This window comes from Hydrogenophaga sp. (assembly GCF_041913525.1).
GTDB lineage: Bacteria > Pseudomonadota > Gammaproteobacteria > Burkholderiales > Burkholderiaceae_C > Hydrogenophaga.
In genome coordinates this window covers 24,436-47,866 of the sequence record NZ_JAYSFD010000014.1, presented here as the reverse complement: position 1 = coordinate 47,866, position 23,431 = coordinate 24,436, and the positions used below count along the sequence as shown (strand labels likewise).

The 23,431-nt window shown below is 64.6% G+C and carries 23 protein-coding genes; 10 read left to right on the top strand and 13 right to left on the bottom strand.

Annotation, left to right across the window (positions count from 1 at the left end):
• Nucleotides 1-15 precede the first annotated feature (15 nt).
• From ACE3RQ_RS15655 to ACE3RQ_RS15625, 7 genes are all read right to left on the bottom strand, one after another.
• A complete protein-coding gene (locus tag ACE3RQ_RS15655; RefSeq protein ID WP_374522984.1) occupies nucleotides 16-2,259 on the bottom strand; it encodes a transcriptional regulator in 2,244 nt (747 codons plus the stop codon).
• Between the two features lie 227 nt (nucleotides 2,260-2,486).
• A complete protein-coding gene (locus ACE3RQ_RS15650) occupies nucleotides 2,487-3,698 on the bottom strand; it encodes a hypothetical protein (protein WP_374522982.1) in 1,212 nt (403 codons plus the stop codon).
• A 10-nt stretch (nucleotides 3,699-3,708) separates the two neighbouring features.
• Nucleotides 3,709-4,437: a glycoside hydrolase family 19 protein gene (locus ACE3RQ_RS15645; protein ID WP_374522981.1), complete on the bottom strand. Its 729-nt coding sequence runs from the start codon at nucleotides 4,435-4,437 to the stop codon at nucleotides 3,709-3,711.
• 20 nt (nucleotides 4,438-4,457) lie between these two features.
• Nucleotides 4,458-5,915, bottom strand: coding sequence for a hypothetical protein (locus tag ACE3RQ_RS15640; protein WP_374522980.1), 1,458 nt, complete (start codon nucleotides 5,913-5,915; stop codon nucleotides 4,458-4,460).
• Nucleotides 5,916-6,011: 96 nt separating this feature from the next.
• Nucleotides 6,012-7,508 carry a hypothetical protein gene (locus tag ACE3RQ_RS15635; RefSeq protein ID WP_374522979.1) on the bottom strand — a complete coding sequence of 499 codons (1,497 nt, stop codon included), beginning with the start codon at nucleotides 7,506-7,508 and terminating at the stop codon, nucleotides 6,012-6,014.
• Nucleotides 7,509-7,594: 86 nt separating this feature from the next.
• Entirely contained in the window at nucleotides 7,595-7,873 is a 279-nt protein-coding gene (locus ACE3RQ_RS15630) for a response regulator transcription factor (protein ID WP_374522978.1), read from the bottom strand.
• 273 nt (nucleotides 7,874-8,146) lie between these two features.
• Nucleotides 8,147-9,283 carry an iron-containing alcohol dehydrogenase gene (locus ACE3RQ_RS15625; protein WP_374522977.1) on the bottom strand — a complete coding sequence of 379 codons (1,137 nt, stop codon included), beginning with the start codon at nucleotides 9,281-9,283 and terminating at the stop codon, nucleotides 8,147-8,149.
• Between the two features lie 87 nt (nucleotides 9,284-9,370).
• On the opposite strand from ACE3RQ_RS15625, the gene ACE3RQ_RS15620 reads away from it, so the two are divergent.
• Nucleotides 9,371-10,357: an alpha/beta hydrolase gene (locus ACE3RQ_RS15620; RefSeq protein ID WP_374522976.1), complete on the top strand. Its 987-nt coding sequence runs from the start codon at nucleotides 9,371-9,373 to the stop codon at nucleotides 10,355-10,357.
• Between the two features lie 10 nt (nucleotides 10,358-10,367).
• A complete protein-coding gene (locus ACE3RQ_RS15615) occupies nucleotides 10,368-11,225 on the top strand; it encodes a YbgC/FadM family acyl-CoA thioesterase (RefSeq protein WP_374523028.1) in 858 nt (285 codons plus the stop codon).
• Here ACE3RQ_RS15615 and ACE3RQ_RS15610 read toward each other — a convergent pair.
• Both ACE3RQ_RS15610 and ACE3RQ_RS15605 read right to left on the bottom strand, forming a co-directional pair.
• On the bottom strand, nucleotides 11,212-12,045 hold the full coding sequence (locus tag ACE3RQ_RS15610) for an NRDE family protein (protein WP_374522975.1): 834 nt from the start codon (nucleotides 12,043-12,045) through the stop codon (nucleotides 11,212-11,214). The genes ACE3RQ_RS15615 and ACE3RQ_RS15610 overlap by 14 nt on opposite strands.
• Before the next feature lie 15 nt (nucleotides 12,046-12,060).
• Nucleotides 12,061-12,966, bottom strand: coding sequence for a folate-binding protein YgfZ (locus tag ACE3RQ_RS15605; protein ID WP_374522974.1), 906 nt, complete (start codon nucleotides 12,964-12,966; stop codon nucleotides 12,061-12,063).
• A 127-nt stretch (nucleotides 12,967-13,093) separates the two neighbouring features.
• Here ACE3RQ_RS15605 and mltG point away from each other — a divergent pair, with 127 nt between their 5' ends.
• From mltG to ACE3RQ_RS15565, 8 genes are all read left to right on the top strand, one after another.
• Nucleotides 13,094-14,089: an endolytic transglycosylase MltG gene (gene mltG / locus ACE3RQ_RS15600; RefSeq protein WP_374523027.1), complete on the top strand. Its 996-nt coding sequence runs from the start codon at nucleotides 13,094-13,096 to the stop codon at nucleotides 14,087-14,089.
• Nucleotides 14,090-14,093: 4 nt separating this feature from the next.
• Nucleotides 14,094-14,735: a dTMP kinase gene (tmk, locus tag ACE3RQ_RS15595; protein WP_374522973.1), complete on the top strand. Its 642-nt coding sequence runs from the start codon at nucleotides 14,094-14,096 to the stop codon at nucleotides 14,733-14,735.
• Nucleotides 14,736-14,738: 3 nt separating this feature from the next.
• A complete protein-coding gene (locus ACE3RQ_RS15590) occupies nucleotides 14,739-15,767 on the top strand; it encodes a DNA polymerase III subunit delta' (protein ID WP_374522972.1) in 1,029 nt (342 codons plus the stop codon).
• Nucleotides 15,768-15,820: 53 nt separating this feature from the next.
• On the top strand, nucleotides 15,821-16,189 hold the full coding sequence (locus tag ACE3RQ_RS15585) for a PilZ domain-containing protein (protein WP_374522971.1): 369 nt from the start codon (nucleotides 15,821-15,823) through the stop codon (nucleotides 16,187-16,189).
• A gap of 57 nt (nucleotides 16,190-16,246) precedes the next feature.
• A complete protein-coding gene (locus ACE3RQ_RS15580; RefSeq protein WP_374522969.1) occupies nucleotides 16,247-17,053 on the top strand; it encodes a TatD family hydrolase in 807 nt (268 codons plus the stop codon).
• Nucleotides 17,054-17,166: 113 nt separating this feature from the next.
• A complete protein-coding gene (locus ACE3RQ_RS15575; protein ID WP_374522968.1) occupies nucleotides 17,167-17,742 on the top strand; it encodes an ankyrin repeat domain-containing protein in 576 nt (191 codons plus the stop codon).
• Nucleotides 17,743-17,857: 115 nt separating this feature from the next.
• Complete coding sequence (locus ACE3RQ_RS15570; RefSeq protein WP_374522966.1) at nucleotides 17,858-18,346, top strand: tripartite tricarboxylate transporter TctB family protein; 489 nt, start codon at nucleotides 17,858-17,860, stop codon at nucleotides 18,344-18,346.
• 30 nt (nucleotides 18,347-18,376) lie between these two features.
• The gene (locus tag ACE3RQ_RS15565; RefSeq protein WP_374523026.1) at nucleotides 18,377-19,888 is read left to right on the top strand and encodes a tripartite tricarboxylate transporter permease; all 1,512 of its coding nucleotides are present in this window, start codon (nucleotides 18,377-18,379) and stop codon (nucleotides 19,886-19,888) included.
• An 81-nt stretch (nucleotides 19,889-19,969) separates the two neighbouring features.
• Here the strand turns inward: ACE3RQ_RS15565 and ACE3RQ_RS15560 are convergent, their stop codons facing one another.
• The 4 genes from ACE3RQ_RS15560 to ACE3RQ_RS15545 are packed head-to-tail and all read right to left on the bottom strand — an operon-like array spanning nucleotide 19,970 to nucleotide 23,430.
• Complete coding sequence (locus ACE3RQ_RS15560; protein ID WP_374522965.1) at nucleotides 19,970-20,587, bottom strand: cupin domain-containing protein; 618 nt, start codon at nucleotides 20,585-20,587, stop codon at nucleotides 19,970-19,972.
• 12 nt (nucleotides 20,588-20,599) lie between these two features.
• A complete protein-coding gene (locus ACE3RQ_RS15555; protein ID WP_374522964.1) occupies nucleotides 20,600-21,286 on the bottom strand; it encodes a DUF1989 domain-containing protein in 687 nt (228 codons plus the stop codon).
• Between the two features lie 39 nt (nucleotides 21,287-21,325).
• Nucleotides 21,326-22,600, bottom strand: coding sequence for a M20 family metallo-hydrolase (locus ACE3RQ_RS15550; protein WP_374522963.1), 1,275 nt, complete (start codon nucleotides 22,598-22,600; stop codon nucleotides 21,326-21,328).
• Entirely contained in the window at nucleotides 22,597-23,430 is an 834-nt protein-coding gene (locus ACE3RQ_RS15545) for an amino acid ABC transporter ATP-binding protein (RefSeq protein WP_374522962.1), read from the bottom strand. Before ACE3RQ_RS15545 ends, ACE3RQ_RS15550 begins: the two co-directional genes overlap by 4 nt.
• Between the last annotated feature and the right edge of the window lies 1 nt (nucleotide 23,431).

The following is a 23,431-nucleotide window of genomic DNA, read 5'->3' as shown; positions in this document are numbered from 1 at the left end:
TGTCTCCGGTGGCATTCAGATGGGCAGGGGCAGGTGGTCCACGTACCGGGTGGGCTCTTCGTCACCCAGGTCAGCGATCAGGTGGCTGTACACCCCGCCGCCACTGCCACTGGTGAGCATCAAGGGCAACTGACGAGGACGCCAGGTCCAGCGGTGGTGGTCCTGTAGCACCGCCTGCAAGTAACGGCCTTCTCGCGTGTGGACCACCCAGTCTCCTGCGCCCGCGAGAGCGTCCAGTGCCTGAGGGCGCTCGCTGAGCAGGCATAGCCAGACCTGGGCGAATTGCAGCATCGGCGCCAGGCTGGTGTTTCGCGCCAAGGGAATGGCGAGCTCGATGTCCTGCAAGGCGGCTTGAGCGTCGGCATCGAAGTAACTGACCATGGACCGCAAGACAATCGTGCACAGCCGGCGCCAGGCCACGTTGGTCACCTGGTCGTTGCGCTCCATTTCTTCCAGGGTGTCGACCAACACGCGGCGCTCTCTTGCGCACATGGCCACGTGCGCCAGCAGTATCCAGCTCTCGTCGGGGCACCAAGCTCCCATTTCGCTCAGTGTGCGGTGGGCCTGAAGAATCAGGGGAAGGGCCAAGCTTGGCTGGTCCTCCAGAAGGTAGCGGCGTCCTTGCAACCACTGTGACACTGCTTGACCCAAGGGGCAGAGTGCCAGTGCCGAGGCGCCCAAGCGAATCAGACATTGGTCCAGACCATTGGCATCGCCTTGGCGCGCATAACACGAGCCCAGGTGCATCAGCACGAACAGCCTCGCTTGAATGCCGCCCGACTGATCGGCGGCGAGCCAGGCCTGCTCAAGTTGCCGTCGGCACACGTCGAGTTGACCTCGCGATGCGTGGTCAAGAGCAACGTACACGCCGCAAATGGCGCCAAGTTCCTGCTGCCCCTGCGAAAGGGCTGCGTCCATTGCCTCGGCGTACGCGGCGCTGGCCGCGTGATGGTCGCGCTGCAGGTACAGCAATTCAGCCCGTTGGGCCAGCACCCAGCACGATAGGCCCTGGTTATGGCGCTGCCCTGCCGCCTGGGCGGCTTCGCGCCAGAGGGTATGCGCATCGTGTAGGTCGCCGAGGCAGGCGCTGGCGTGAGCCAGCAGCAACAGGGCGCGTGGGTGAAGGTCATCAAGGCCTGCCTCGTGAACCATTGGAGTGGCTTGGGCAAGGTAATGGCGCGCGGTGTCGAGCTCGATCCGATACAAGTGGTATAGGCCCAGGCACATGTTCGCCCACCCGGCGATGCCGGGTTGGCCTTGTTGAGTGGCTCTTTCTTGAAGCCGATGGGCCAACTCTTTGCAGCGTGCATCGCCCGCACGTGCGATGGTGAGCAGGTAATGGGCCGCCACCGCCATCGGACAGTCCTCTTGGGCCACGGCTGGTGCAAGGAGCGCATGGGTCTTGGTGTGCAGGTGCAGGTAGGCGTCACAAACCACGAACTGGAGCAACTCTTTGTACCGCTGCCGTCCATCTTCGCAGCGCAGAGGGTCGGTCGAGTGCAGGCGCATGAGAAGCGCCACCTCGTTCGCCGCTTTTAAGGTGAGTTCGGCGGGCGAATCGCCGACGATCGTGTTAGCGTGCGAGAAACCATCCAGCAGAACCTCCCAGTCCAGACGGAACTTCTCGTTCCAGCTCGTCAATCTGGTGGCCACGACCGCGCGAGCAAGGCCCTGCGCCAGCACCCGATCGAGTAAGCGGTGAAGGTTGTGGTCCTGGTTCTTCAAAATCGCTTGGTACTCAAGGGCTTCGGAGGCGCTCGCGGTCTGATAGCCCTTGGCGCTGAGCACGTGAGCCGCCACGGGAATCAAGCCTAGCCGCACCCAGGCCAGGCCCTTGGCTTCCGCGTCGCAGTCGGTGGGCAGCCACATGATCTGGATGGCTGGGCGGTCGCTGATACTGGGTGCTGCATGCCGAAGCGTGCGCCGCACCTCGCCCGTGAAGCGATAGCCGACGCGGTGAATGGTCTTGATTGGGCCAGGGTCCCGGCTCGTGATGCCCAACGCCTTTCGCGCTTTCATGATGCTCTGCGCGATCACCGAATCGGAAACAAACCGGTTGCCCCAGACGTGATCGAGCAGTTCATCTTTGCTCACGACGCGTCCCTCCTGCCGCAAGAGGTAGACGATCAGGTCAAACGAGCGACGCTCGATTTTCTGGACAACACCGTCCCTGAGCAGCTCCCTCGTGTCGCAGCGGATGAGGCAGTTCTCAAACTGGAATTCCTCCCGCGGCATCTCCGTATGATCAGATTTCTTCATTCCCTTGGCTTTCATTGGGTACGAAATGGTTATTTTGTTGGTCGTGGTTTTTCCGCGGATGGATCAGGTTGTCGGCGGCTTATGTCAGTCAATTGGAGAAGATGAAGGTGTTTTCGTCGCTTTGAATGCCAAATAATGTTTTTGGATCCATCGCACTCGTTCGTCTTAAAAGAATACTTTAGGAGTCTAGTGTCGCCAGAAATGAGTGGGGGCGACGGTGGTGCGCCTCATGGAGGGGCCCTAGGTTGGTCGGCTTCTGCAGATCGCATCCGCTGGGCCAGCCCGGCCAGGCGAGCATTCGCCTCTTTGCCTGTGTCTTGTGGTGGGCTTGTGGTGGTGTCTGGCGAGGGCATTCCAGGCGGGGCGGCCGAGGCCGGCGGAGGCATGACAGGGGCGTGCCACTTTCCGGTGCCGGGTACCCCTTGTGCGATGTAGGTGCCCGAACTCAGGCCCAGCAGGTAAAGGAGTTCCGAGCCGAACACCGGCATGCTCAAGTCGAAATAGACCTGACTGGCAAACGTCACCAGCAACACGGCCGTCCAGGCCAATGCCTGGAAGCGATAGATCGACGCTCCGTGGGCGTCGCAGGCCAGGTCTTTCATTTGGGCCCAGAACTGAGCAGGTGGCCTGGATGGATCGGCCTGGCGCTCGGTGCGCTGAGCACTTGTGGCACCGTTGGCATTGCGCAAAAACGACTCTCCCAGCGCAGTACCAGAGCTGATGCCCAAGATCGCCAATACAGAGCTGTTGAGGCTGTCGGTTCGGCCGGTGGTCAACCAGATAACCAGAAAGGAAGTGAAGATGGCGAAGAACCAGAGGGCAAATTGCACTTTGGCCAGGCTCAGGCGCGGGCGTGAGCCATCTGCCCCCAGGTCGGCGGTATCAAGTAGCAGGCGGGTGTGCTTGGCGAGGTAGGCAAACCCAAGCGCGCAAGCCACCACCAGCACGGCTGCCGTGGCCGCCCAGCCGGGACGTATAACGATCACCCGCGCGAGGCGGTCAGACCCATCGTGGTACCGCGACGCAAAGGCGTCGCCCTGCTCAGGACCGACGCTGAACGCAACGAACCGTTCGAACGCAGGTGGGCTCAACAGATCGACCCAGCCGATTTCGTTGTCCTGTGTGATCCGCAGATGAAATTGCAGCCAACCTTCGCGCAGCGAGACACCGCTGGGATAGCTTCCCTTGAGGGGGCGCCCATCGACATGAGGCACGAGACGCCAGGCCGATTGGCGCTCGCTGTCAGCCCATTCTTGCAGGCCGCTCACCTTCACCCGTATCAGCGCATCGGGCTCGATGTCCCCCTCGATTTCCAGCACGACAGGAGCCTGGTTGTGCAATGGCTGGGCCTGGACGTCCAGTGGTGCTGCCACGCCTAACAAACCCAGCAACCAGGCAATGGCCATGGCTCCGAAGGCCAGGAAAGATGGGGTGTCCACGGGATTCCCATCAAGACTGATGCGCCAATAGGGAGCGGGCGTGGGTCCACAGCGCGACCCTCGCGTCATGCCCCGTGAGTTGGCCGTTGATGGCTCGCGTGAGGGCTTCAAAGGCGTCTTGTGTGTCGCCTTGCATCAGCACATTCGCGCCAATCTGCTCCCAGTACCAGCCCGCCGACAGCGCGGCCAAGTCCGGCTCGATCAACAGGTCGGGCCAGAGACCCGGGTTGGCGAGCAGGGCGTCGTACACCGCCCGGTAGGCCTCATTACCGGTGGTGTTGATTACCCGCAGCATGAGGTTGGGAAGGGCTTCAAAGAAGGCCTGGTACTGCCCGCGCCCAGTGAGCTGCATCAAGCCTCGGCCGCGGAAGCGCCAACCGTCGCCACTGCTCTCGTCGCCATTGCCTAGCCGACCCGAGTAAACCGCATTCGCGATCAGCTCGGGGTGGTGGGCGAACCGCTCTGCGTTGCGCCTGCCACTTTCCGGGTCGTCCTCGGCCAGGTGAAAGCGATGTGGCCACACCGTGACCAGGCGTTGGGCGGTGTAATCGAGGTTTTCCTCCAGGCGCCGTAGCTGGGCTGATTCGTGAACCACGTTTGCCAAGAACGCAGCCATCAGCGGCGGTGTGTCGATGCTGAAGGTGAGCAGGGTGACCGTCAGTGGCTCCACCCACATGGCCATTTCCTTTTCCGGTCGCTCCGTCAGGGCGACAAGACACGACAAAAGATCTCGGGTCATGGCCGCTCAGTACCTCGATGTCACTTCTTGGCGGGGTTGGGCTGGGCGTCATTAGCAGTCGGATCGACCCGTTTGGTCAGCTCACTGTCATCCCCCGATCGCGCATCGAACTGCCCCGGGAAATATTTGCTGACCCACATCAAAGCCAACCGCGAGCGAGTGATGGGCTTGACGAAATAGTTGATCGGAACACCTGTGCACCTGCCGTTGTTGATGTCGGCGATGTAAGTGTCAAAGGCGGCCATCAGGGAGTTGACGTCCATCACCTTGATCTTGTCGGCTTGTATGTCAGCGAGAGATGAGAGAACGCCCTCGACCTTGGCGGCCTGCATGCTGGCCATGAGTTGGCGCGAGCGGGCGGCCTTGGCTGCACTCTGAGAGGATTCTTTGTCGGAGGCATTGGCATCGGCGAGCTTGCCCAGCGCTTCCATCGACTTGCTGGGATCGATATTGGCGAACGACTTGATGGCGGAGGCCACCTCGTTGGTTGCCAGGCCTGAGATCACGCCCGAGGTGATTAGTGAAACGTGGGCATTGACTTGCTGGCCGCTGAAGAGCCTTTTGATGTCGTTCGCCACGCTGCTTTCGATACCGGTTTGCCCGGAGGCGCCGGCCAGGCCAAGTTCAAATTTGAACGACGCCTGCAGGCTACCGGCCTGAGCCTGCACAGATTGAAAGCTGGTGGTGTCCTCGCTGCGCAAGACGTGGACCATGCCAATAAAGCTCGATCCGTAGGTGGCGCCCGAGACGATGTGCATGGCAGGCTCTTCCGGTTTTCCTGCTTCGGACACGATGGTGGCGAGCGACTTGGAATCTGTGCGGATCTTGGTGTCGTCGGACCTGTAGACCGCATTCCAGACCCGAATGGCCTTGTCCACATCCAGGTAGAGAGGGGCCAGCATGCTGGCGTTGCGGTGCGTGCAAGAGGCCGCAATCACCAGGGTGCCGGCGATGTTGTGGTTGGAGATTTGCTGGCTGATCTGCTCGGTGGCCGCATTGGCCACTTCCAGGGAGGCTCCATTGGCGTCAGAGCCCGCGGTTGATGCGCTTGCAGTGATGAAGCTGCGCACTTTGTTGAGTTGGTTGTGAGCATCCTGAGCGTTCTCATTGAAGGAGAAGTACTGGACTTCCAGCTTCAGGTTGTCGGCGCCGATGGCAACCTGCTTGATTTGGGTTCGCTCATAGTTAAAGTCAACCGGGCTTTCCGGGCCGGCCATCACCGGGGGCATGCCCGAACGCAACTCAAGTAGTGCGTCTTCCTGCGCCATGCGCACAGCCGCGTAATGGCTGGCGGCTGCGTCAATGTCGGCGTTGACCTTGATGAGACTGGCATCGAGCTCCGCTGGACTGATTCGCATATCGACCAACTCTTGGCGCGTCATGTCCAAGCTGCGGCGCAGGGAAATAAGCGACGACAGGTTTTCCTGAGCTGCATCTATCGGTGCCTGTGCTTGTGAGATCTTGATCAGTGCCTCCATGACAGATGGCGTAATGACGCTGCCCAGCGTGAGAGATGGGGAATAGGGAATAGTCGATGGCATTGGTTTCTCCGGTGCAACCGTTGATGGATCGGCTTACTTGGTGGTCTTTGTTTTGGCCAGGCTGTCATCTCCCTGTATCTCAAGGAATTGACCGGGGTAGTACTTGTTCACCCACATGTGAATCAGCTGCGATTTTGTAATGGGCTTGATGAAGTACTGAACAGGCAGCGATCCAGTGTTCAATAGGCTTCCGCTGGATTTTTTTTCGGTGGCCTTGGTGATGTAGTTCTCAAATGCGGTGATCATCGAGTTGACGTTGATGACCTTGTTTCTCTGGCTGTCGATGTCGCTGACGCTGCCCATCACTGACTTGATGGTGGCCTTCTTCATCGAGACCAGTTGTCCCCCCATCATCGCGGCATCCGCCGCGGTGCGGAGGTTGTGCTGACTATTGTCGGTTTCAGTTTGAAGAGCGGTCAGTTCCCCCATCATGGCCGATGGATCGAAATTGGTGAACGCCTTGATTGACGTGCTGATCTCGCTTGATGAAAGCGTTGGGATCAAGCCCGCTGTAATGAGGGTGACGTGAGAGTCGATCTCTGTCCTACTGAACAAGCGCCGGATATCGTCTAGGGTAGAGCGATCAACGCCGAATCCACCCTGAATTGAACTGATCAAGGCGCCGCCTTCCAAGCCGGCCTGAAGCTGCATGGAAGAGGACGAGTCGGCGGTGGACTGGTTGGATTGGGTGGACTCTTTTCGCAGGATGTGCACCATGCCCACAAAGCTCGAACCGAATGCGGCACCCGACACAATGTGAATGGCCTTTTCTGCTTCCGTTCCCTCCTCGGACAGGGCTTCAGACATGCTCCAGTCATCGGTGACAATGCGATCTTTCGCATCTGGGTGCATGAGGTTCCACACCCGAACGGCTTTGTCGACGTCAAGCACCAGAGGAGCGAACATGGCCACGTCTCGGTGCGTGCATGTTGCGGTGATGATCAGGGTGCCCTCTATGTCGTGCGTCTGCAGTTGGCTGTTGACCTGACTGACCGCCGAACTCGCGAGTTCCGATGATGCTTTGATACCAAACACTCTTCCCGACAAGGCAACAAATGATCGGATGCTGTTCAGTTGATTGTCAACGGATTGGGCGTTTCTGTCGAAGCCGAAGTATTGCACGTTCAATTTGATCGAGTCCGCACCCAACTCCATCGTCTTGAGTTCGCTGCGGATCCAATTAACGGGACTTTCGTAATTGGCATTTACGGTCGACGTGCTGGCGCGCAGGGGCTGCAGGATTGCCTCTTGCTCGATCCGTACTTTTGCATAGTTGGAAGCTGCCAGGTCGATGTTTTTGTCGACGTCCTTCATTTTTTGCGTCAGGGTTTCGGTCTCGATATTCAAATTTTCGAGTTCCTGCGCCGTCATCTCGAGGCTGCGCTTCATCGATATTTGTGAGTTGAGGTGGTCATGGGCAGCATCGATTTTTCCTGTTGCCTCTGACATGGCCAGCAGCGTTCTCATGGTGGACGGATCGACAATTCCGCCGATGGTCAAGTTCGGAACGTACGGTAAGGCGATGGACATTGGGTCACTCCGGCTGGGAAAGGTTGGCTTAGGTGTGAGCGCGCATGGGCAAGGGATTCTTGATCAATTCATATCCGCAATCGGGGTTAGCGGGACTCGGCCTGATTGATGCTGTTCATGCTGTCTTGAATCGCCATGGGTCGGCTGTTGCGAGTGGCCTGGCAATATGCAAGTTGGGCGCCATTGTGAACGCCGAGCTTTCGCCGTAGGTTGTCACGATGTGTGTTGACGGTATAGGGGCTAATGTCCAGTTTTCGGGCAATTTCCTTGGAGGTATAGCCTTGTGCGATCAAATCTAGGATTTCGGCTTCTCGGGCGGTTAGCGGCGTTTCTTTGTTGGCAGGAACGGAGACTTGGATGGACATGCATTGACTCCAATGGCTTTGTTTGTTGGAAATTGCAATACAAGGCTTTCGTCTTTTGCCTAATGCATTGCCGTTCGAGTGCGGAGTTTGCATGGGCAGGTCAATCGCCCAATCACGAAGCGGTCATGAAACACTTATCAATGTCTCAATGCAGGCGTTCTACGGGTTTGCCCAGGGGGCATCCGTAGGCGCAAAAAGGCCCCAGGCCCGGGCCGCTTTCGCGGTACCGGGCCTGGGGCCTTGGTCAGTGTGGGCGGGGGTGTAGGGCGCCGCTTAGCGAGAGGCCTCCAGCATCAATCGGTAGTCGTCGGCGCTGGCCAAGCGCGGGTTGGTGGTGTGGCAGTGGTCGGCCATGGCGCCTTGAATCACGCGGTCGTACAGTTCTGGCCCCACGCCCATGGCGTCCAGGCCGCTGGGCAGGCCCAGGCGCGCGCTCATGTCGCGCACCGCTTCGGCCACGTCGCTGCCGCTGGTCAAGCCCATGGCCCAGGCCATGCGTTGAAGGCGCTGCTCGCGCTGCATGTGCGGGGCCTCGGCATTGAAGCGAATCACCGCCGGCAGAAACACCGCATTGAGCGTGCCGTGGTGCAGGCGCGGGTTGGCACCCCCCAGGCTGTGGCTGAGGCTGTGCACGCAACCCAGGCCCTTCTGGAAAGCCATGGCGCCCTGCATGCTGGCGCTCATCATGTTCAGGCGGGCCTCGCGGTCTTGGCCGTTGCGGGTGGCGCGCTCGATGTGGGCCCAGCCGCGCATGAGACCGTCCAGCGCAATGCCATCGGCTGGCGGGTTGAAGGCCGCCGACATATAGGTTTCCATGCAGTGCGCGATGGCGTCCATGCCGGTGGCCGCCGTGAGCACGGGCGGCAGGCCCAGGGTGAGCTCGGGGTCGAGCAGGGCGGTCTTGGGCACCAGGTGCCAACTGTGAAAGCCCAGCTTGCGGCCATCGTCCACGATGATGATGGCCCCGCGCGCCACCTCGCTGCCGGTGCCCGCGGTGGTGGGGATGGCGATCAGTGGTGGCACGGCCGCGGTGATCTTGGGCGAGCCGCCTTCAATGGTGGCGTAGGTTTTGAGCGGGCCCGGGTGCGCGGCCGCGATGGCCACGCCCTTGGCGCAGTCAATGGCGCTGCCGCCGCCCAGCGCGATCAGGCCGTCACAGCCCTGCGCCCGGTACAAGTCGGCGGCGGCTCGCACGGCCGCTTCGGTGGGGTTGGAGGGCGTGCCGTCAAACACCGAGTGGGGCACGCCAGCCAAGGCCTGCTGAACCCGGTCGAGCAGGCCGGCCGCCTTCACGCCCGCATCGGTCACCACCAGCGGGCGCGCCATGCCCACGCGCTCGCACTCGGCCTTGAGCTGCGCGAGCACGCCGAAGTCGATGAGGATGTTTGTCACATAGAGGATCTGGGCCATGCGGGTCTCCGTTTATGGTGTGGTGGTGCCGAACGCTACTAGCGTGGCAGCGGCCGGCCCGGTCGCCAAGAGGACAATCCGCACCCTATGTCACACCACCCCGATCCCCGCCAGCGCCTCACCCCCGCCATGCGCGGTCTGCTGGACCGCGTGGCCCGCGCCGGGCACCCCCCGATGGACGCGCTAACGCCGGCCAAGGCCCGGCTGGCCTACGAGGCCGGCGCCCCCGTGCTCGATATCGAGCCGCACAAACTGGCCCGTGTGCAGAACCTGAACATTCCCACACGCGACGGGCAGTCATTGCCCGCCACGTTGTTTGCGCCTTCTGAAGCGCCAGGCCTGCCAGTGCTGCTGTACTTTCATGGTGGCGGCTTCACCGTGGGCAGCGTGCGCACGCACGAGCGCTTGTGCCGCCGCCTGGCCCACCTGGCGAACTGCGCGGTGGTGTCGGTGGATTACCGCCTGGCGCCCGACGCGCCGTTTCCCACCGCGGTAAACGACGCCTGGGACAGCCTGGCCTGGCTGCGGGCCGAGGCCAGTGCCCTCGGTCTGGACGGTTCGCGCATTGCCGTTGGGGGAGACAGCGCCGGCGGCACGCTGGCGCTGGTGACCGCCATTTCCGCACGCGATGCCGGCTGGCCCCTGGCGCTTCAACTGCTGTACTACCCAGGCTGCGCCGGCCACCAGAACACCCCCAGCCACCGCCTGTATGCCAAGGGCTTCCTGCTGGACGCCAGCCTCATCACCTATTTCTTCAGTCAGTACCTGAGTGACCCGGCCGATCGCAACGACTGGCGCTTTGCCCCGCTGGACGGCGTGGACGCCAGCGGCCAGCCGCGCGAACTGGAAGGCGTGGCGCCCGCCTGGTTCGGCCTGGCCGAGTGCGATTCGCTGGTGGACGAGGGCGTTGCCATGGCCGACCGCCTGCGCCTGGCGGGTGTGCCCGTTGACCTGGAGATCTACCACGGCGTGGTGCACGGCTTCATCCAGTTCGGCCGCGCCATCCCCCAGGCACTCAAGGCCCACGAAGACGCAGCCCGCGCCCTGAAACACGCTTTTGAAGGAGACACCTGAGATGCCCGCCATGACCCGAGACGACTTCCGCTTCTTCCACCCCCTGCGCGTGCGCTGGGCCGAGGTGGACATGCAGCGCATCGTCTTCAACGCCAACTACCTGATGTACTTCGACACGGCCATTGGCGATTACTGGCGGGCGCTGGCACTGCCCTATGTCGAATCCATGGAGCTGCTGGAGGGCGACATGTACGTGGTGAAGGCCACGGTGGAGTTCCACGCCTCGGCCCACGCCGACGAGATGATCGACGTGGCCTTGCGCTGCACCCGCATGGGCAACTCGTCCATGGCCTTCACCGGCGCCATCTTCCGTGGCGAGCAGCACCTGATCTCGGCCGAGATCGTTTACGTGTTCGCCGACCCGGCCACGCAAACCTCCAAGCCCATTCCGGCGGCCTTCCGGGCCATCATCGAGGCCTATGAGGCCGGCGAGCCCCTGGCCGAGGTGCGGGTGGGCGACTGGGTCACCCTGGGTGACGCGGCCCGCGGTCTGCGCGAGATGGTGTTCGTGCAAGAGCAATCGATTCCGCTGGCCATCGAACTGGACGAGGCAGACGCCACCGCCGTTCACGCCGTGGCGTTCAATCGCCTGGGCCAGGTGATCGCCACCGGGCGCCTGCTGGCGCCAGCGCCCGGCGTGGCCAAGATCGGGCGCATGGCGGTGCACCGCTTTCTGCGCGGGGGCGGATGGGGGCGCGGCGTGCTTGATGCCCTGATGGCGGTGGCGCGCGAGCGCGGCGACCGCGAGGTGGTGCTGCACGCCCAGCGCACCGCCGAGGGCTTCTACCGCCGCCAGGGCTTTGTGGTGCGGGGCGAGCCGTTTACCGAGGCCGGCATCGCCCACGTGGAGATGGTCAAGCCGCTGTGACTTGCAGGCGGCGGTGCCGCTCGGGGCTCAAGGCCGGCCCAGGGGCGCCAGGGTCGTGGGTCCACTCGTCCAGGTCGGCTTGCCAGCCACCAGGGGTTTCGCGCACGCGCATCCACAGCGTGCTTCGGGTGCCATAGCGCCGCTCGGGCACGCGCACGAAAGGGCTTGAGAGGGCGCGCTCCACGGCCGGGGCCACGCCCGTGTGGGGCAGGGCGTGCTCGTCCACCGGGGTGGTTTGCACCAGCACAGGCGCCAAGTGGGCCAGTTGCTGCTGTTCTTCAGGTGCCCCCATCGCGGCCCGCAGCGCGGCCTTCAAGGCCAAGGCCTTGGGCCAGGGGGTGTCGAGGCTGGCGTTGGACAGGCCATACAGCCCATCGCCAAGGGCGCGGTGGTGCAAGGCCGGGCGCTGCTCGGCGTGCGGGGCTTGTGGGTGGCGGTTGCTCATCCAGTGCCAGTGGCCGGTGTGCAAGTTGCCCCAGACCAGGTTGAACCCGCCGTAGGCCTCGGGGTCGAGCTGGGCCAAGAGCGCCCGGGCGCTGTCGCTTTGCAGGGCCTGGGTCACCAGCCGGCCCCGGCTCTGGCGGGCTTGCGTCAGCACGGCCTGGCGCACGTTGGTGAGCATGGCCACCCGCCCGCTGGGGCTGATGCCCAGCCAAGTGCCGCCATCGCGCAGGTCACGCCCGCCCACCACCTCGGTGCCGTCGTCCAGCGCCCAGCGGTGCAGAGGGGCGGTTTCGCGGCCCCATTGCTCGTCGCGGTTGGCCGCCACCCACAAGGCCTGGCCCGGCTGGGCATTGATGGCGAAAGCGATCAGGCACATGCGGCGTGGGCCCGCTCAGATGTCGTCGAGCAATTCGTATGGCAGGGGCAGCAAGGCCAGACCGTGCTCGCCTGCCCGCAGCGCCCCGCCTTGCGTGGCGCTCACTTGCAGGGAGACGATGGCGTCGAAACCGCCGCCCGGCGCGGGTGCGGCTTGCACGACGGTGCCGCAGGGTTGCTCGGCATCGCTTTCGTGAAACACCTCTTGGCCCGCCGCGAGTTCGCCATCGGCATGCACCAGGAAGGCGCGGCGCTTCAAGGTGCCACGAAACTGGCTGCGCGCCACCACCTCCTGCCCGGGGTAGCACCCCTTCTTGAAGTTCACGCCCCCCACCGACTCGTAGTTCAGCATTTGCGGCACGAAGGCGTCCACCACCGGTGCCGACACCGTGGCCACGCCGCTGGCCACGTCCAGCCATTGCCAGAGGGTCAGGGGCAGGGCCGCCACGTTGGGCAAGGCCGTGCCAACCGGTGCCAGCCACAGGGCGCGGGCCACGCCCGCACCGGCGGGCAGGCGCACCAGGCTGGTGTCTGCGTCGCGGGTGTGGGCCCAGGGCGTGTCGGGCAGGGCTTGGGGCACCGCGGCGCCCGCCAGGCCGCCCACTTGCCAGTCGGCGCTGGCGTCCGACAGCTTGGCCTTGGCTCGCAACACGAACATCGACAGCCGCTTGAGCGTGGGGGCGAGCAGGTCGCGTGGGCAGACCAGCAGCAAGTTCTCTGCGTCGCGCTTGACGACCACAAAGCTCGCCAGCAGTCGGCCCTTGGCCGAGCAGTAGCCGGCCAGCCGGGCCTGGGCGGTGGTTTGCAGGGCCACGTCCTGGGTGAGCTGGCCGTGCAGGAAGCTGGCGGCGTCGGCCCCCTGGGCGCGAATCACCCCCAGATCGGGCAGGGGCGTGAACCCCGAGTGGTCAATGGTGTTCATGGCGGAGCGATAGGGGTAATGGGCCATCCACCCACAGCCGGATGGACGCCGAGGGGGTCGATTATCATGGCCGGCCCGTGCCGCTGCCGGCGCCGTCATCCTTCACCCTGCTGCCGTCCTGCCTGTGCTGCGATTCCTCCGAAACCTCTTGTTGCTGATCGTGTTGGGGGCCCTGCTTGGCCTGGGCGCGGGGTGGTGGTGGCTGCAGCAACCGCTGCAGACCGCCAGCGGTGAGCCGGTGCTGGTGGAAGTGCCGCCTGGCGCCGGGGCCCAGCGCGTGGCCGAGCGCGTGGCGCAAGGTGGTGTGCAGGTGCCCGCCTGGTTGCTCGGGGCGTGGTTTCGCCTGTCGGGCCAGGCGCGCGACATCAAGGCCGGCGCCTACGAATTCGCCCCAGGCATCACGCCGCAGGGCATGCTGGGCAAACTCGCGCGCGGCGAGCAAGCGCTGTTCTCGGTGCAAATCATCGAGGGCTGGACCTTCCGCCAGGCCCTGCAGGCGCTGCGCGGCAACGCCGAACTCACGCAAGACGTGCAGGGCCTGAGCGAGCGCGACATCATGGCGCTCATCGGCTACCCCGGTCGTCACCCCGAGGGCCGCTTCTTCCCCGACACCTACCGCGTCGCGCGCAAGGCCACGGTGTCCAGTGTGTTGCGCCAGGCGGCCCAGGCCATGGACGAGCGCCTGGCCAAGGCCTGGGCCCAGCGAGACCCGGCCACCCCGCTGCGCTCGGCTGACGAGGCCTTGGTGCTGGCCAGCATCGTCGAGAAAGAAACCGGCCTGGAGAGCGACCGGGCCCAAATCGCCGGCGTCTTCAGCAACCGCCTTCGCATCGGCATGCGCCTGCAGACCGACCCCAGCGTGATTTATGGCCTGGGCGAACGCTTTGACGGCAACCTGCGCCGCGTGCACCTGGACACCGACGGCCCTTACAACACCTACACCCGCGTGGGCCTGCCGCCCACGCCGATTGCGCTGCCGGGCGAGGCTTCGCTGCGCGCTGCCGTGAAGCCGCAGAGCACCCGCGCGCTGTATTTCGTGGCGCGTGGCGACGGCTCCAGCCACTTCAGCGCCACGCTGGACGAACACAACGGCGCGGTGCGCCGCTACATCCTGGGCCGTTGACAACATGCAGACCCCTGGCCTTTTCATCACCTTCGAAGGCATCGACGGCGCGGGCAAGTCCACCCACATTGAGAAGGTGGCCCAGGCCTTTCGCGCGGCTGGCCGCGCCGTGACCCTTACCCGAGAGCCCGGCGGCACACCACTGGCCGAGAAACTGCGCGCCCTTGTGTTGGGCGATGCCATGGACCCCCTGTGCGAAGCCCTGCTGATGTTCGCCGCGCGCCGTGACCACCTGCAAACCGTGATCGAGCCCGCCCTGGCCGCGGGTGGCGTGGTGATTTGCGATCGCTTCACCGACGCCACCTTCGCCTACCAGGGCTTCGGGCGGGGCTTTGACCTGGCCGTGCTGCACCAGCTTGAGGCCTGGGTGCAGGGCCGGCCCGAGGGTGGCCTGCGCGAGCCCGACCTCACCCTCTGGTTCGACCTGAGCCCCGCCGTTGCCGCCAAGCGCTTGGCGGGGGCGCGTGTGCCAGACCGGTTTGAGGCGCAGCCGCAGGCTTTTTTTGAGCGCGTGGCCCAGGGCTACGCCGCGCGAGCGGCGGCCGCACCCCAGCGGTTCGCTCGGATTGACGCCGACCAGCCACCCAGTGAAGTGGCGGCGCAGGTGCGCGCCACCCTGGTCGGCCGTGCCTGGCTGGAGGGCTGAACCATGAGCGAGACCCAGCCCGCCTTGGCCCCTTGGCTGCAGCGTCAGCTCAGTGGTCTGTTGACGCAGCGCGGACACGCCATCCTGCTCAGCGGCCCCTCCGGCCTCGGCCAGTACCGACTGGGCCTGGCCTTGGTGCGCGCCTGGCTGTGTGAGCAGCCCACCGAACAGGGCGCTTGCGGGCACTGCGGTAGCTGCCACGCCATTGACGTTCGCACCCACGCCGACCTGTCGGTGCTGATGCCCGAGACCTTGGCCCTGGACCTGGGTTGGCCCCTGGACGAGGGCGCACAAAAAGAGATCGACGACAAAAAGCGCAAGCCCAGCAAACTCATCCGGGTGGAGGCTGCTCGCGACGCCGTGGCCTTCACCCAGACCACCCGATCGCGCGGCAGCACCAAGGCCGTGCTGGTGTACCCGGCTGAGCGGCTGAACGTGGAGTCGGCCAACACCCTGCTGAAGACCCTGGAAGAGCCCGTGGGCGAGGTGCGCTTTGTGCTGGCCACCGAGGCGGCGCACCTCATCCTGCCCACCATCCGCAGCCGCTGCCAGACCCACGTGATGGCCTGGCCCGATGAGACCGAGGCCGTGGCCTGGCTGGTGGAGCGGGCTCAGGGACGCGCCGACGACGCACAGGCCAGGGTGTGGTTGCAAGCCGCGGGTGGCCGCCCCGACGACGCCCTGGTGTGGGGCCAGGCGGGGCTGACCGCGGCCATCTGGACGGCCTTGCCCCAGGCCCTGGCGCGAGGTGACTGGTCAGGCCTGGCGGACTGGGCGCCTGCCCAGCAACTGGCGGTGCTGCAGAAGCTTTGCCACGACCTCATGGCCTGCGCCGCCGGCGCACCCACCCGCTTTTTCCCGGCCGACCGGCTGCCCACCCCGCCGCGCTGGGCGGTGTTGGCCACCTGGGCGCGCGAGCTCATGGACGCCGCCAAGACCGTGGAGCATCCGTTCCAGGCGGGCCTGCTGCAAGAGGCTTGGGCCGCGCGCACCCGGCAGGTGCTGGCCCTCGGCGCGCGAAAGGGCCGCTGATTCCACCCAGCGGTTGGCGTGGTCTGCCGTGATGAAAGTACACTTGCGCCTTGATGACGACGCTCCCCAGCTCCTCGCAGACCGCGCGCCCCAGCGTGATTCAGCTCTCCATCAAGGAGAAGGCGGCTCTTTACGCTGCCTACATTCCCTTGTTTGCTGACGGAGGCATCTTCATTCCGTCGGCTCGTGAGTACAGCTTGGGCGACGACGTCTACGTGCTGCTCAGCTTGCCCGATGACCCGCAGCGCTACCCCATTGCCGGCAAGGTGGCCTGGGTGACGCCTGCGCGTGCCCAGGGCGGACGCACCCAGGGCGTGGGGATTCGTTTCCCCGGTGACGAAAAGTCGCGCCAGCTCAAGCTCAAGATTGAAGAGATCCTGGGCGCCAACCTCAGCTCCGATCGCGGTACCCAAACCCTCTGAGCCAGGGGCCAGCCTGTCAAACACCGCCGTTGGCGGTGTTTTTGCTTGTTCACCACGATGTTCACTGACTCCCACTGCCACCTGAACTTTCCCGAACTGCGAGAGCAGCTTCCCGAGGTGCTGCAAGCCATGGCCCAGGCCCAGGTGACCCGCGCCTTGTGCATCTGCACCACCTTGGAAGAGTTCGACGACGTGCACGCGCTGGCGCGCGACCATGCCCATCTCTGGGCCACGGTGGGTGTGCACCCCGACAACGAGGGCGTGCGCGAGCCCACTCTGCAAGACCTTTTGGACGGCGCGTCCAGGCCCAAGGTGGTGGGCATTGGTGAGACTGGCCTCGACTACTACCGACTGGGCGATCGCACGGTGGCCGAGGTGGAGTGGCAGCGTGAGCGTTTTCGCACCCACATTCGCGCTGGGCGACAGACCGACTTGCCCCTGGTCATCCACACCCGCAGCGCCTCTGAAGACACGCTGGCCATCCTGCGCGAGGAGGGAGGCTTCAGCTCGCCGGGCGTGAGCTCGCGTGGCGTGTTTCACTGCTTTACTGAAACTGCCGAGGTCGCCCGTGCCGCTCTGGACCTGGACTTCTCCATTTCCTTTTCGGGCATCCTCACCTTCCGCAACGCGGCCGACTTGCGCGAGGTGGCCAAAATGGTGCCGCTGGATCGCCTGTTGATCGAGACCGACAGCCCGTATCTCGCGCCGGTGCCGTTCCGAGGCAAGACCAACACGCCGGCCTTGGTGCCGCTGGTGGCGCAACAAGTGGCCGAGCTCAAAGGGGTTGGCGTGGAAGAGGTGGCCCGCACCACCGCCGCAAATTTTGAGCGTCTGTTTTCCCGGGTGGTGCAGCAAAACACTTGAGGCTCAACATGAAGAATGTGAAAAAGTGGTTTGTATCTGTTGGGTTTTTTTGCCTAGGCTTGACGGCTTTCTCCTCTGCATGGGCCAGCTCCTTTGAGGACTTCTTCGCGGCCGTGAAGCACGATGACGTGACCGAGATTCAGCGCCTGGCGCAGCGGGGCTTTGACCTCAACACCATCAATCGAAGGGGAGAGCACGCGCTCTTTCTCGCCATGCGCGATGACGCAGTGAAGGTGGCCGGTTTCCTGCTGGACCAACCCGGTGTGCAAGTCGAGGTGCGCACGCCCAACGACGAATCTCCCTTGATGATGGCGGCACTTAAAGGCCGTCTGGCCTTGGCGACCCGATTGATCGAGCGCGAGGCCGAGGTCAACAAGCCCGGCTGGGCGCCCTTGCACTACGCCGCCACCGACGCGGGAGGGCAGGCGCCCGCCATGGTTCGGCTGCTGCTGGAACACCACGCTTACATCGATGCCGAATCGCCTAATGGCACGACGCCCTTGATGATGGCGGCGCACTATGGAAACCCCACGGTGGTGAAGATTTTGTTGGAGGAGGGCGCCGATCCATCAATTAAGAACCAGCAAGGTCTCACGGCCATCGACTTCGCCCGGCGCGCCAACCGGGCGGAGGTCGTGGAGATCATTGCCGCCTTCATTCGCGCCAAACAGGCCACCGGGCGCTGGTGATGATTGGTAAAAACCCTAGGTAAATACCCCCCGTTTCGTAGGTGGAACCCACATGGGTGGGCCGTTTTTTGCGCAGCACAATCCGCGCCATTGTCAAAAATTCCAAGGAGACGTCGTGAAACTGGCAAGTCAACGGGACTTTCTGTCCGGCATCATGTTCACCGCCGTGGGCATCACCTTCGCGGTGGGGGCCACCAACTACGAGGTCGGCCAGGCCGCCCGCATGGGGCCGGGGTACTTCCCGCTCATGCTGGGCATTCTGCTGGCCATTCTGGGTGCCCTGGTCACGCTGCAGTCGTTCCGCAAGGGCGGTGGTGATGGTGACCCGGTGGGCGCCATCGCTTGGCGGCCACTGTTGTTCGTGATCGGTGCCAACCTGGCGTTTGGTGCGTTGCTGGTGGGCGTGCCTGCTCTGGGCATCCCGGCCTTCGGTCTGATCGTGGCGATCTTTGCCCTGGTGATCATCGCCAGCTTTGCTCGCCCTGGCGCTAGCTTCAAGGAAGCAGTGATTCTTTCGGCCATCCTGGCGGTGGGCAGCTACTTTGCCTTCGTCTATGCGCTCAACCTGCAGTTCCCTGTGTGGCCTGCCTTCTTCACTCGATAACAACAAGACCGCACGGAGACTTCAAACATGATGGATCTCATCAATAACCTGTCCTTGGGTTTTGGCGTGGCGTTCACCGCGCAAAACCTGCTGTACGCCTTCGTTGGCTGTTTGCTGGGCACACTTATTGGCGTGCTGCCCGGCATCGGCCCGCTGGCCACCATCGCCATGCTGCTGCCGGTGACCTACGGCCTGGAGCCTGTGTCGGCGCTGATCATGTTGGCCGGTATCTACTACGGCGCTCAGTACGGTGGCTCGACCACGGCCATTCTGGTGAACCTGCCGGGAGAATCGTCGTCGGTGGTGACCGTGATCGACGGTTACCAGATGGCCCGCAAGGGCCGCGCGGGCCCGGCGCTGGCCGCCGCTGGCCTGGGTTCGTTCTTCGCGGGCTGCGTGGGCACCCTGGTGCTGGCCGCCTTCGCGCCGCCGCTGACCGAGGTGGCCCTGAGCTTCGGCCCTGCCGAATACTTCTCGCTGATGATCCTGGGCCTGATCGGCGCGGTGGTGCTGGCTTCGGGCTCGCTGATCAAGGCACTGGCCATGATCGTGCTGGGTCTGTTGGTTGGCCTGATCGGCACCGACGTGAACTCGGGTGTTGCCCGTTTCAGCTTCGACATTCCTGAGCTCACCGACGGCGTGAACTTCGTGGTCATCGCCATGGGCGTGTTCGGCTACGGGGAAATTATCAGCAACCTGGCCCAAGGCGACGAGAAGCGCGATGTGTTCGTGGGCAAGGTGAGCGGCATCATGCCCACCGCCGAAGACTTCAAGAACATGTTCCCGGCCGTGGTTCGCGGCACCGCCCTGGGTTCGGTGCTGGGCATTCTGCCGGGCGGTGGTGCGCTGCTCTCGTCCTTCGCGGCCTACACCATCGAGAAGAAGACCAAGCTCAAGCCGGGCGAAGTGCCTTTCGGCCAGGGCAACATCCGTGGTGTGGCTTCTCCCGAGTCGGCCAACAACTCCGGTTCGCAGACCTCCTTCATCCCGCTGCTGACGCTGGGCATCCCGCCCAACGCCGTGATGGCGCTGATGGTGGGTGCCATGACCATCCACAACATCCAGCCTGGCCCGCAGGTGATGACCAGCAACCCCGAGCTGTTCTGGGGCCTGATCGCCTCGATGTGGATCGGCAACGCCATGCTGGTGATCTTGAACCTGCCCCTGATCGGCATGTGGATCAAGCTGCTGACCGTGCCATATCGCTGGCTGTTCCCCGCCATCGTGCTGTTCTGCGCGGTGGGTGTGTACTCCACCAACAACAACAGCTTCGACATCTGGATGGTGGCGCTGTTCGGGGTGATCGGTTACGCCTTCATCAAGTTGGGTTGCGAGCCGGCGCCTCTGCTGCTGGGCTTCATTCTCGGGCCGATGATGGAAGAGTACCTGCGCCGTGCCCTGCTGATCTCTCGCGGTGAGTGGTCGGTGTTCGTGACCCGCCCGATCTCGGCATCGCTGCTGGTGGCTGCTCTCTTGCTGTTGGCGGTGGTGCTGTTGCCGTCGATCAAGAAGCGGCGCGAAGAAGCCTTCGTGGAAGACTGATCGGCGCCAGTCGCTGACGCTTCCAATGCAAAACCCCGGTGACGCGAGTCCCGGGGTTTTTCTTTGGCCGCGTCGGCGGGCTTAGAAAGTGGGCGGGGTGTTGACCCAGATCACGCGCGTGACGGTGGTGCCGGGGTTGCGGTAGCGGTGGGGGCGGTCGCTGGAAAAGTAGAACGAGTCACCGGCCTGGAGCTCGTGGGTTTCATCGCCCAGCGTGAGCTGCAACTGGCCTTCCAGCACAAAGCCGAGTTCTTCGCCCTGGTGGTGAATGCTGCCGCTGGTCTGGGCGCCGGGCTCCAGGATGTGAATGTCACCTTGCAGCAACTGGCCGCGCTGCGGCGGAATGAGCCGCTCCAGCCGGATGCCGGCTTCACGGCGCGAGCCCGCCACCAGTTGCACCACCGGCCGTTGCGATGGCCGCAGGACGGGGCCGAAGGCGGGCTCGGCCAGGGTGGTGAGCTCGGCCACGTTGGTCTGCAGGGCCTGGGCAATGCGGTGGAGCATGGTGAGCGAGGGCGAGGCCAGCCCGCACTCGATCTTGGAGAGCATGCTCTCTGAGCACCCCACCGTGCCGGCCACGCTCTTGAGGGTGAGGCCGTGAAGGGTTCGGGTGTGGCGAATGCGCCGGCCCAGCGCCGCCACTGGGTCGGTGGCAGCCACGACGGGCGTACCAGGGGCGTCACGGAGGGGCTTGGGCATGGCGCGGGGCGATCAATGCACCGAGAAGTGCACCGGCATGGGTTTGTTGCTGTTGATGGCGACGATGTCCTGCGGGCAGGACGACATCACGACGATACAGTCCATCTCGGCCACGAATTCCACGTAATCACCCGCTTGACTCACGGTGGGTTTCCACTCGATCTGGCCCTGGGGGTTGAAGGGAATGTTCATCCACAGGTTCAGCGAGCCCGGCACCTCGCGCGTGCGCAGACCGATTGCCTTGACCGCCAGGCGCAGGTTGTCGGCGCAACTGTCGTGGTAACCCTGCACACCCAGGGTGCGGTAGCGGTAGATGTCGCAGGGGGCGATGAGCGTGTCGTGCACGCCCACCGAGGTGTCGGTCTTGAAGGTGAGGATGGCGCGGCGGTGGTTGGTGACCATCGCATCGCCGGGCAGGGGGTTGATGCGGTCGACCCAGGCGCGCAGGTGTTCCATGGACATGAACTCGTTCATGCTGTTGGCGTTGAAGGCCCACATGTCGCACACCTGCGTGCCGTGGGTGTTCACGATGCGGATGGTCTGGCCCTTGGCCACGCGCACGGCGCGGCCCTGGCGGGCGGGCACCTCATACACCTTGCCCAGTTCGGGCGTGCCATCTGCCGAAATGGGCTCGTGCAGGGTGGCGTTTTCGCCGGCGGGTTCGCTGTTGTCGACGATGGTGGGGGGCAGGGTGGTCATGCGGGTTCCTTGTAACGAACGGAGAGAAAAACCAACGCGTCAATTCGCGTCGGCCAGGGTGAACAGGGTGGCGGCCAGGGCGCGCACGCCGGCGATCAGGTCAGCCTCGGGCGTGTCCTCGGCGGCGTTGTGGCTGATGCCCCGATGGCTGGGCACGAAAAGCATGGCGGCGGGGCACACGTCGGCCAGGTACATGGCGTCGTGGAAGGCACCCGAGCCCAGTTGGCGATAAGGCTCGCCGGTGAGTTGGGCGGCGGCCTCCAGCACGCCAAGCACGCGCGGGTCAAATGGCGTGGGGGCGCGGCGCATGAGGTCGCGGCAGTCGCAGCGGCACGCGCCAGCGTCCGCCACCAGTGCGGTGCGCAGCGTGGCCTCCATCGCGTCGAGCACGGCCTCTTGGGGGTGGCGCAGGTCAACGGTGAAGCGCACCCGGTCGGCCACGGTGTTGACCGAGCCCGGGCTCACCTCGAAGCGACCTACCGTCCAGCGCAGGTCGGGGTCTTGGCGGGCCATGGCGGCGGCGTGCAGGCGATGCACCAGGCTGGCGGCGGCAAGCAAGGCGTCTTGCCGCACGCCCATGGGGGTGGTGCCGGCGTGGGCACTGCTGCCGTGCACGGTGATGTCGAACCAGCGCACGCCCTGAATAAAGGTGACCACGCCCAGGCGCTGGCCGCCGTCTTCCAGCACCGGGCCTTGTTCGATGTGCGCCTCGACATAGGCGTGCACCGCGTGGCCCAGCGGGTGGTGAACGGCGCTGGGCGTGGCGGCCAGGGCCTTGTCGCGTTCGGTGGCAAAGGCGTCGCCCTGTGGGCTTTTCGCGGCCAGAAAGGTGGGCAGACGGGTGGCGTCGGCAAAGGCGCTGGAGCCCATGGCGCCGGGGCCAAAGCGTGAGCCTTCCTCGTTGGTCCAGGCCATCACCTCGATGGGCCGGCGGGTGCTCAGGCCGGCGTCGTCCAGGGCGCGCAGCACCTCCAGCCCGGCCATCACACCATAAGCGCCATCGAGCCAGCCACCCACGGGCTGGGTGTCGATGTGGCTGCCGGTCATCACCGGGGCCAGGTTCTCGTCGCGGCCGGCGCGGCGCACCCACAGGTTGGCGGCATCGTCCACGCGCCACTGGTATTGGGCCCCTTGGAGCTGTTGCACCAGCCATTGGCGGGCCTGGCACTCGGTGTCGGTGAGGGCTTCGCGGCTGACGCCGCCGTCATCGCGGCCGCCGAAGCGGGAGAGGGCGCGCAGATCGGCAACGAATCGCGGGCCATTCACCGCGCTCATGGCGGTGCTGGCTTGAGGGGGCAGGGCGGGCAAGGTCATGCGGTGGCTCCGTCATTGACCGGCAGCTCGAAGGCCTGACGCTGGCGCGACAGCCAGGTGCGCAGGAAGGCGCGCAGCCGCTCGGTCTTGGGGGTTTGAAACAAGGTGGCGGGTGGTCCTTGCTCGACGATGCGGCCTGCCTCCATGAACACCACGCGGGTGGACACCTTGGCTGCAAACCCCATTTCGTGCGTGACCATCACCATGGTCATGCCCTCGCGCACCAATGACAAGATGACTTCCAGCACCTCGTCCACCAATTCGGGGTCAAGTGCCGAGGTGGGCTCGTCCAGCAGCATCACCTCGGGCTCGACCACCAGCGCCCGGGCAATGCCCACGCGCTGCTGCTGGCCGCCGCTGAGCTGTGCCGGGTAGGCCTGTGCCTTGGCGCCCAGTCCCACGCGCTCCAGGGCTTTCTGGGCGCGGGCGCGGGCCTGCTCGGCGGGCACGCCTCGGGCGATGGTCAGGGGCGCCATCACGTTGTCGATCACCCGCATGTGGGGCCACAGGTTGAACTGCTGGAAAACCATGGCCACGCAGGCGCGCACCTCGGCCACCGAGCGCTCGCTCTCGCGCTGGCGTGTGCCGTCTGAGCGCGTGCTGTAGCCCAGCAGCGCACCGCGGATGCGCACCTCGCCGGCGTCGTGGGCTTCCAGGAAGTTCATGCAGCGCAGCGCGGTGGTCTTGCCCGAGCCCGAAGGGCCGATGAGGGTGACCACCTCGCCACGGGCGACGTCCAGTTCAAAGTCGTGCAGCACCTGCACTGGGCCATACGACTTGCACACGCCCTTGAGGCTGACCATGGGAATGGAAACGGCGGAGGCATTCATG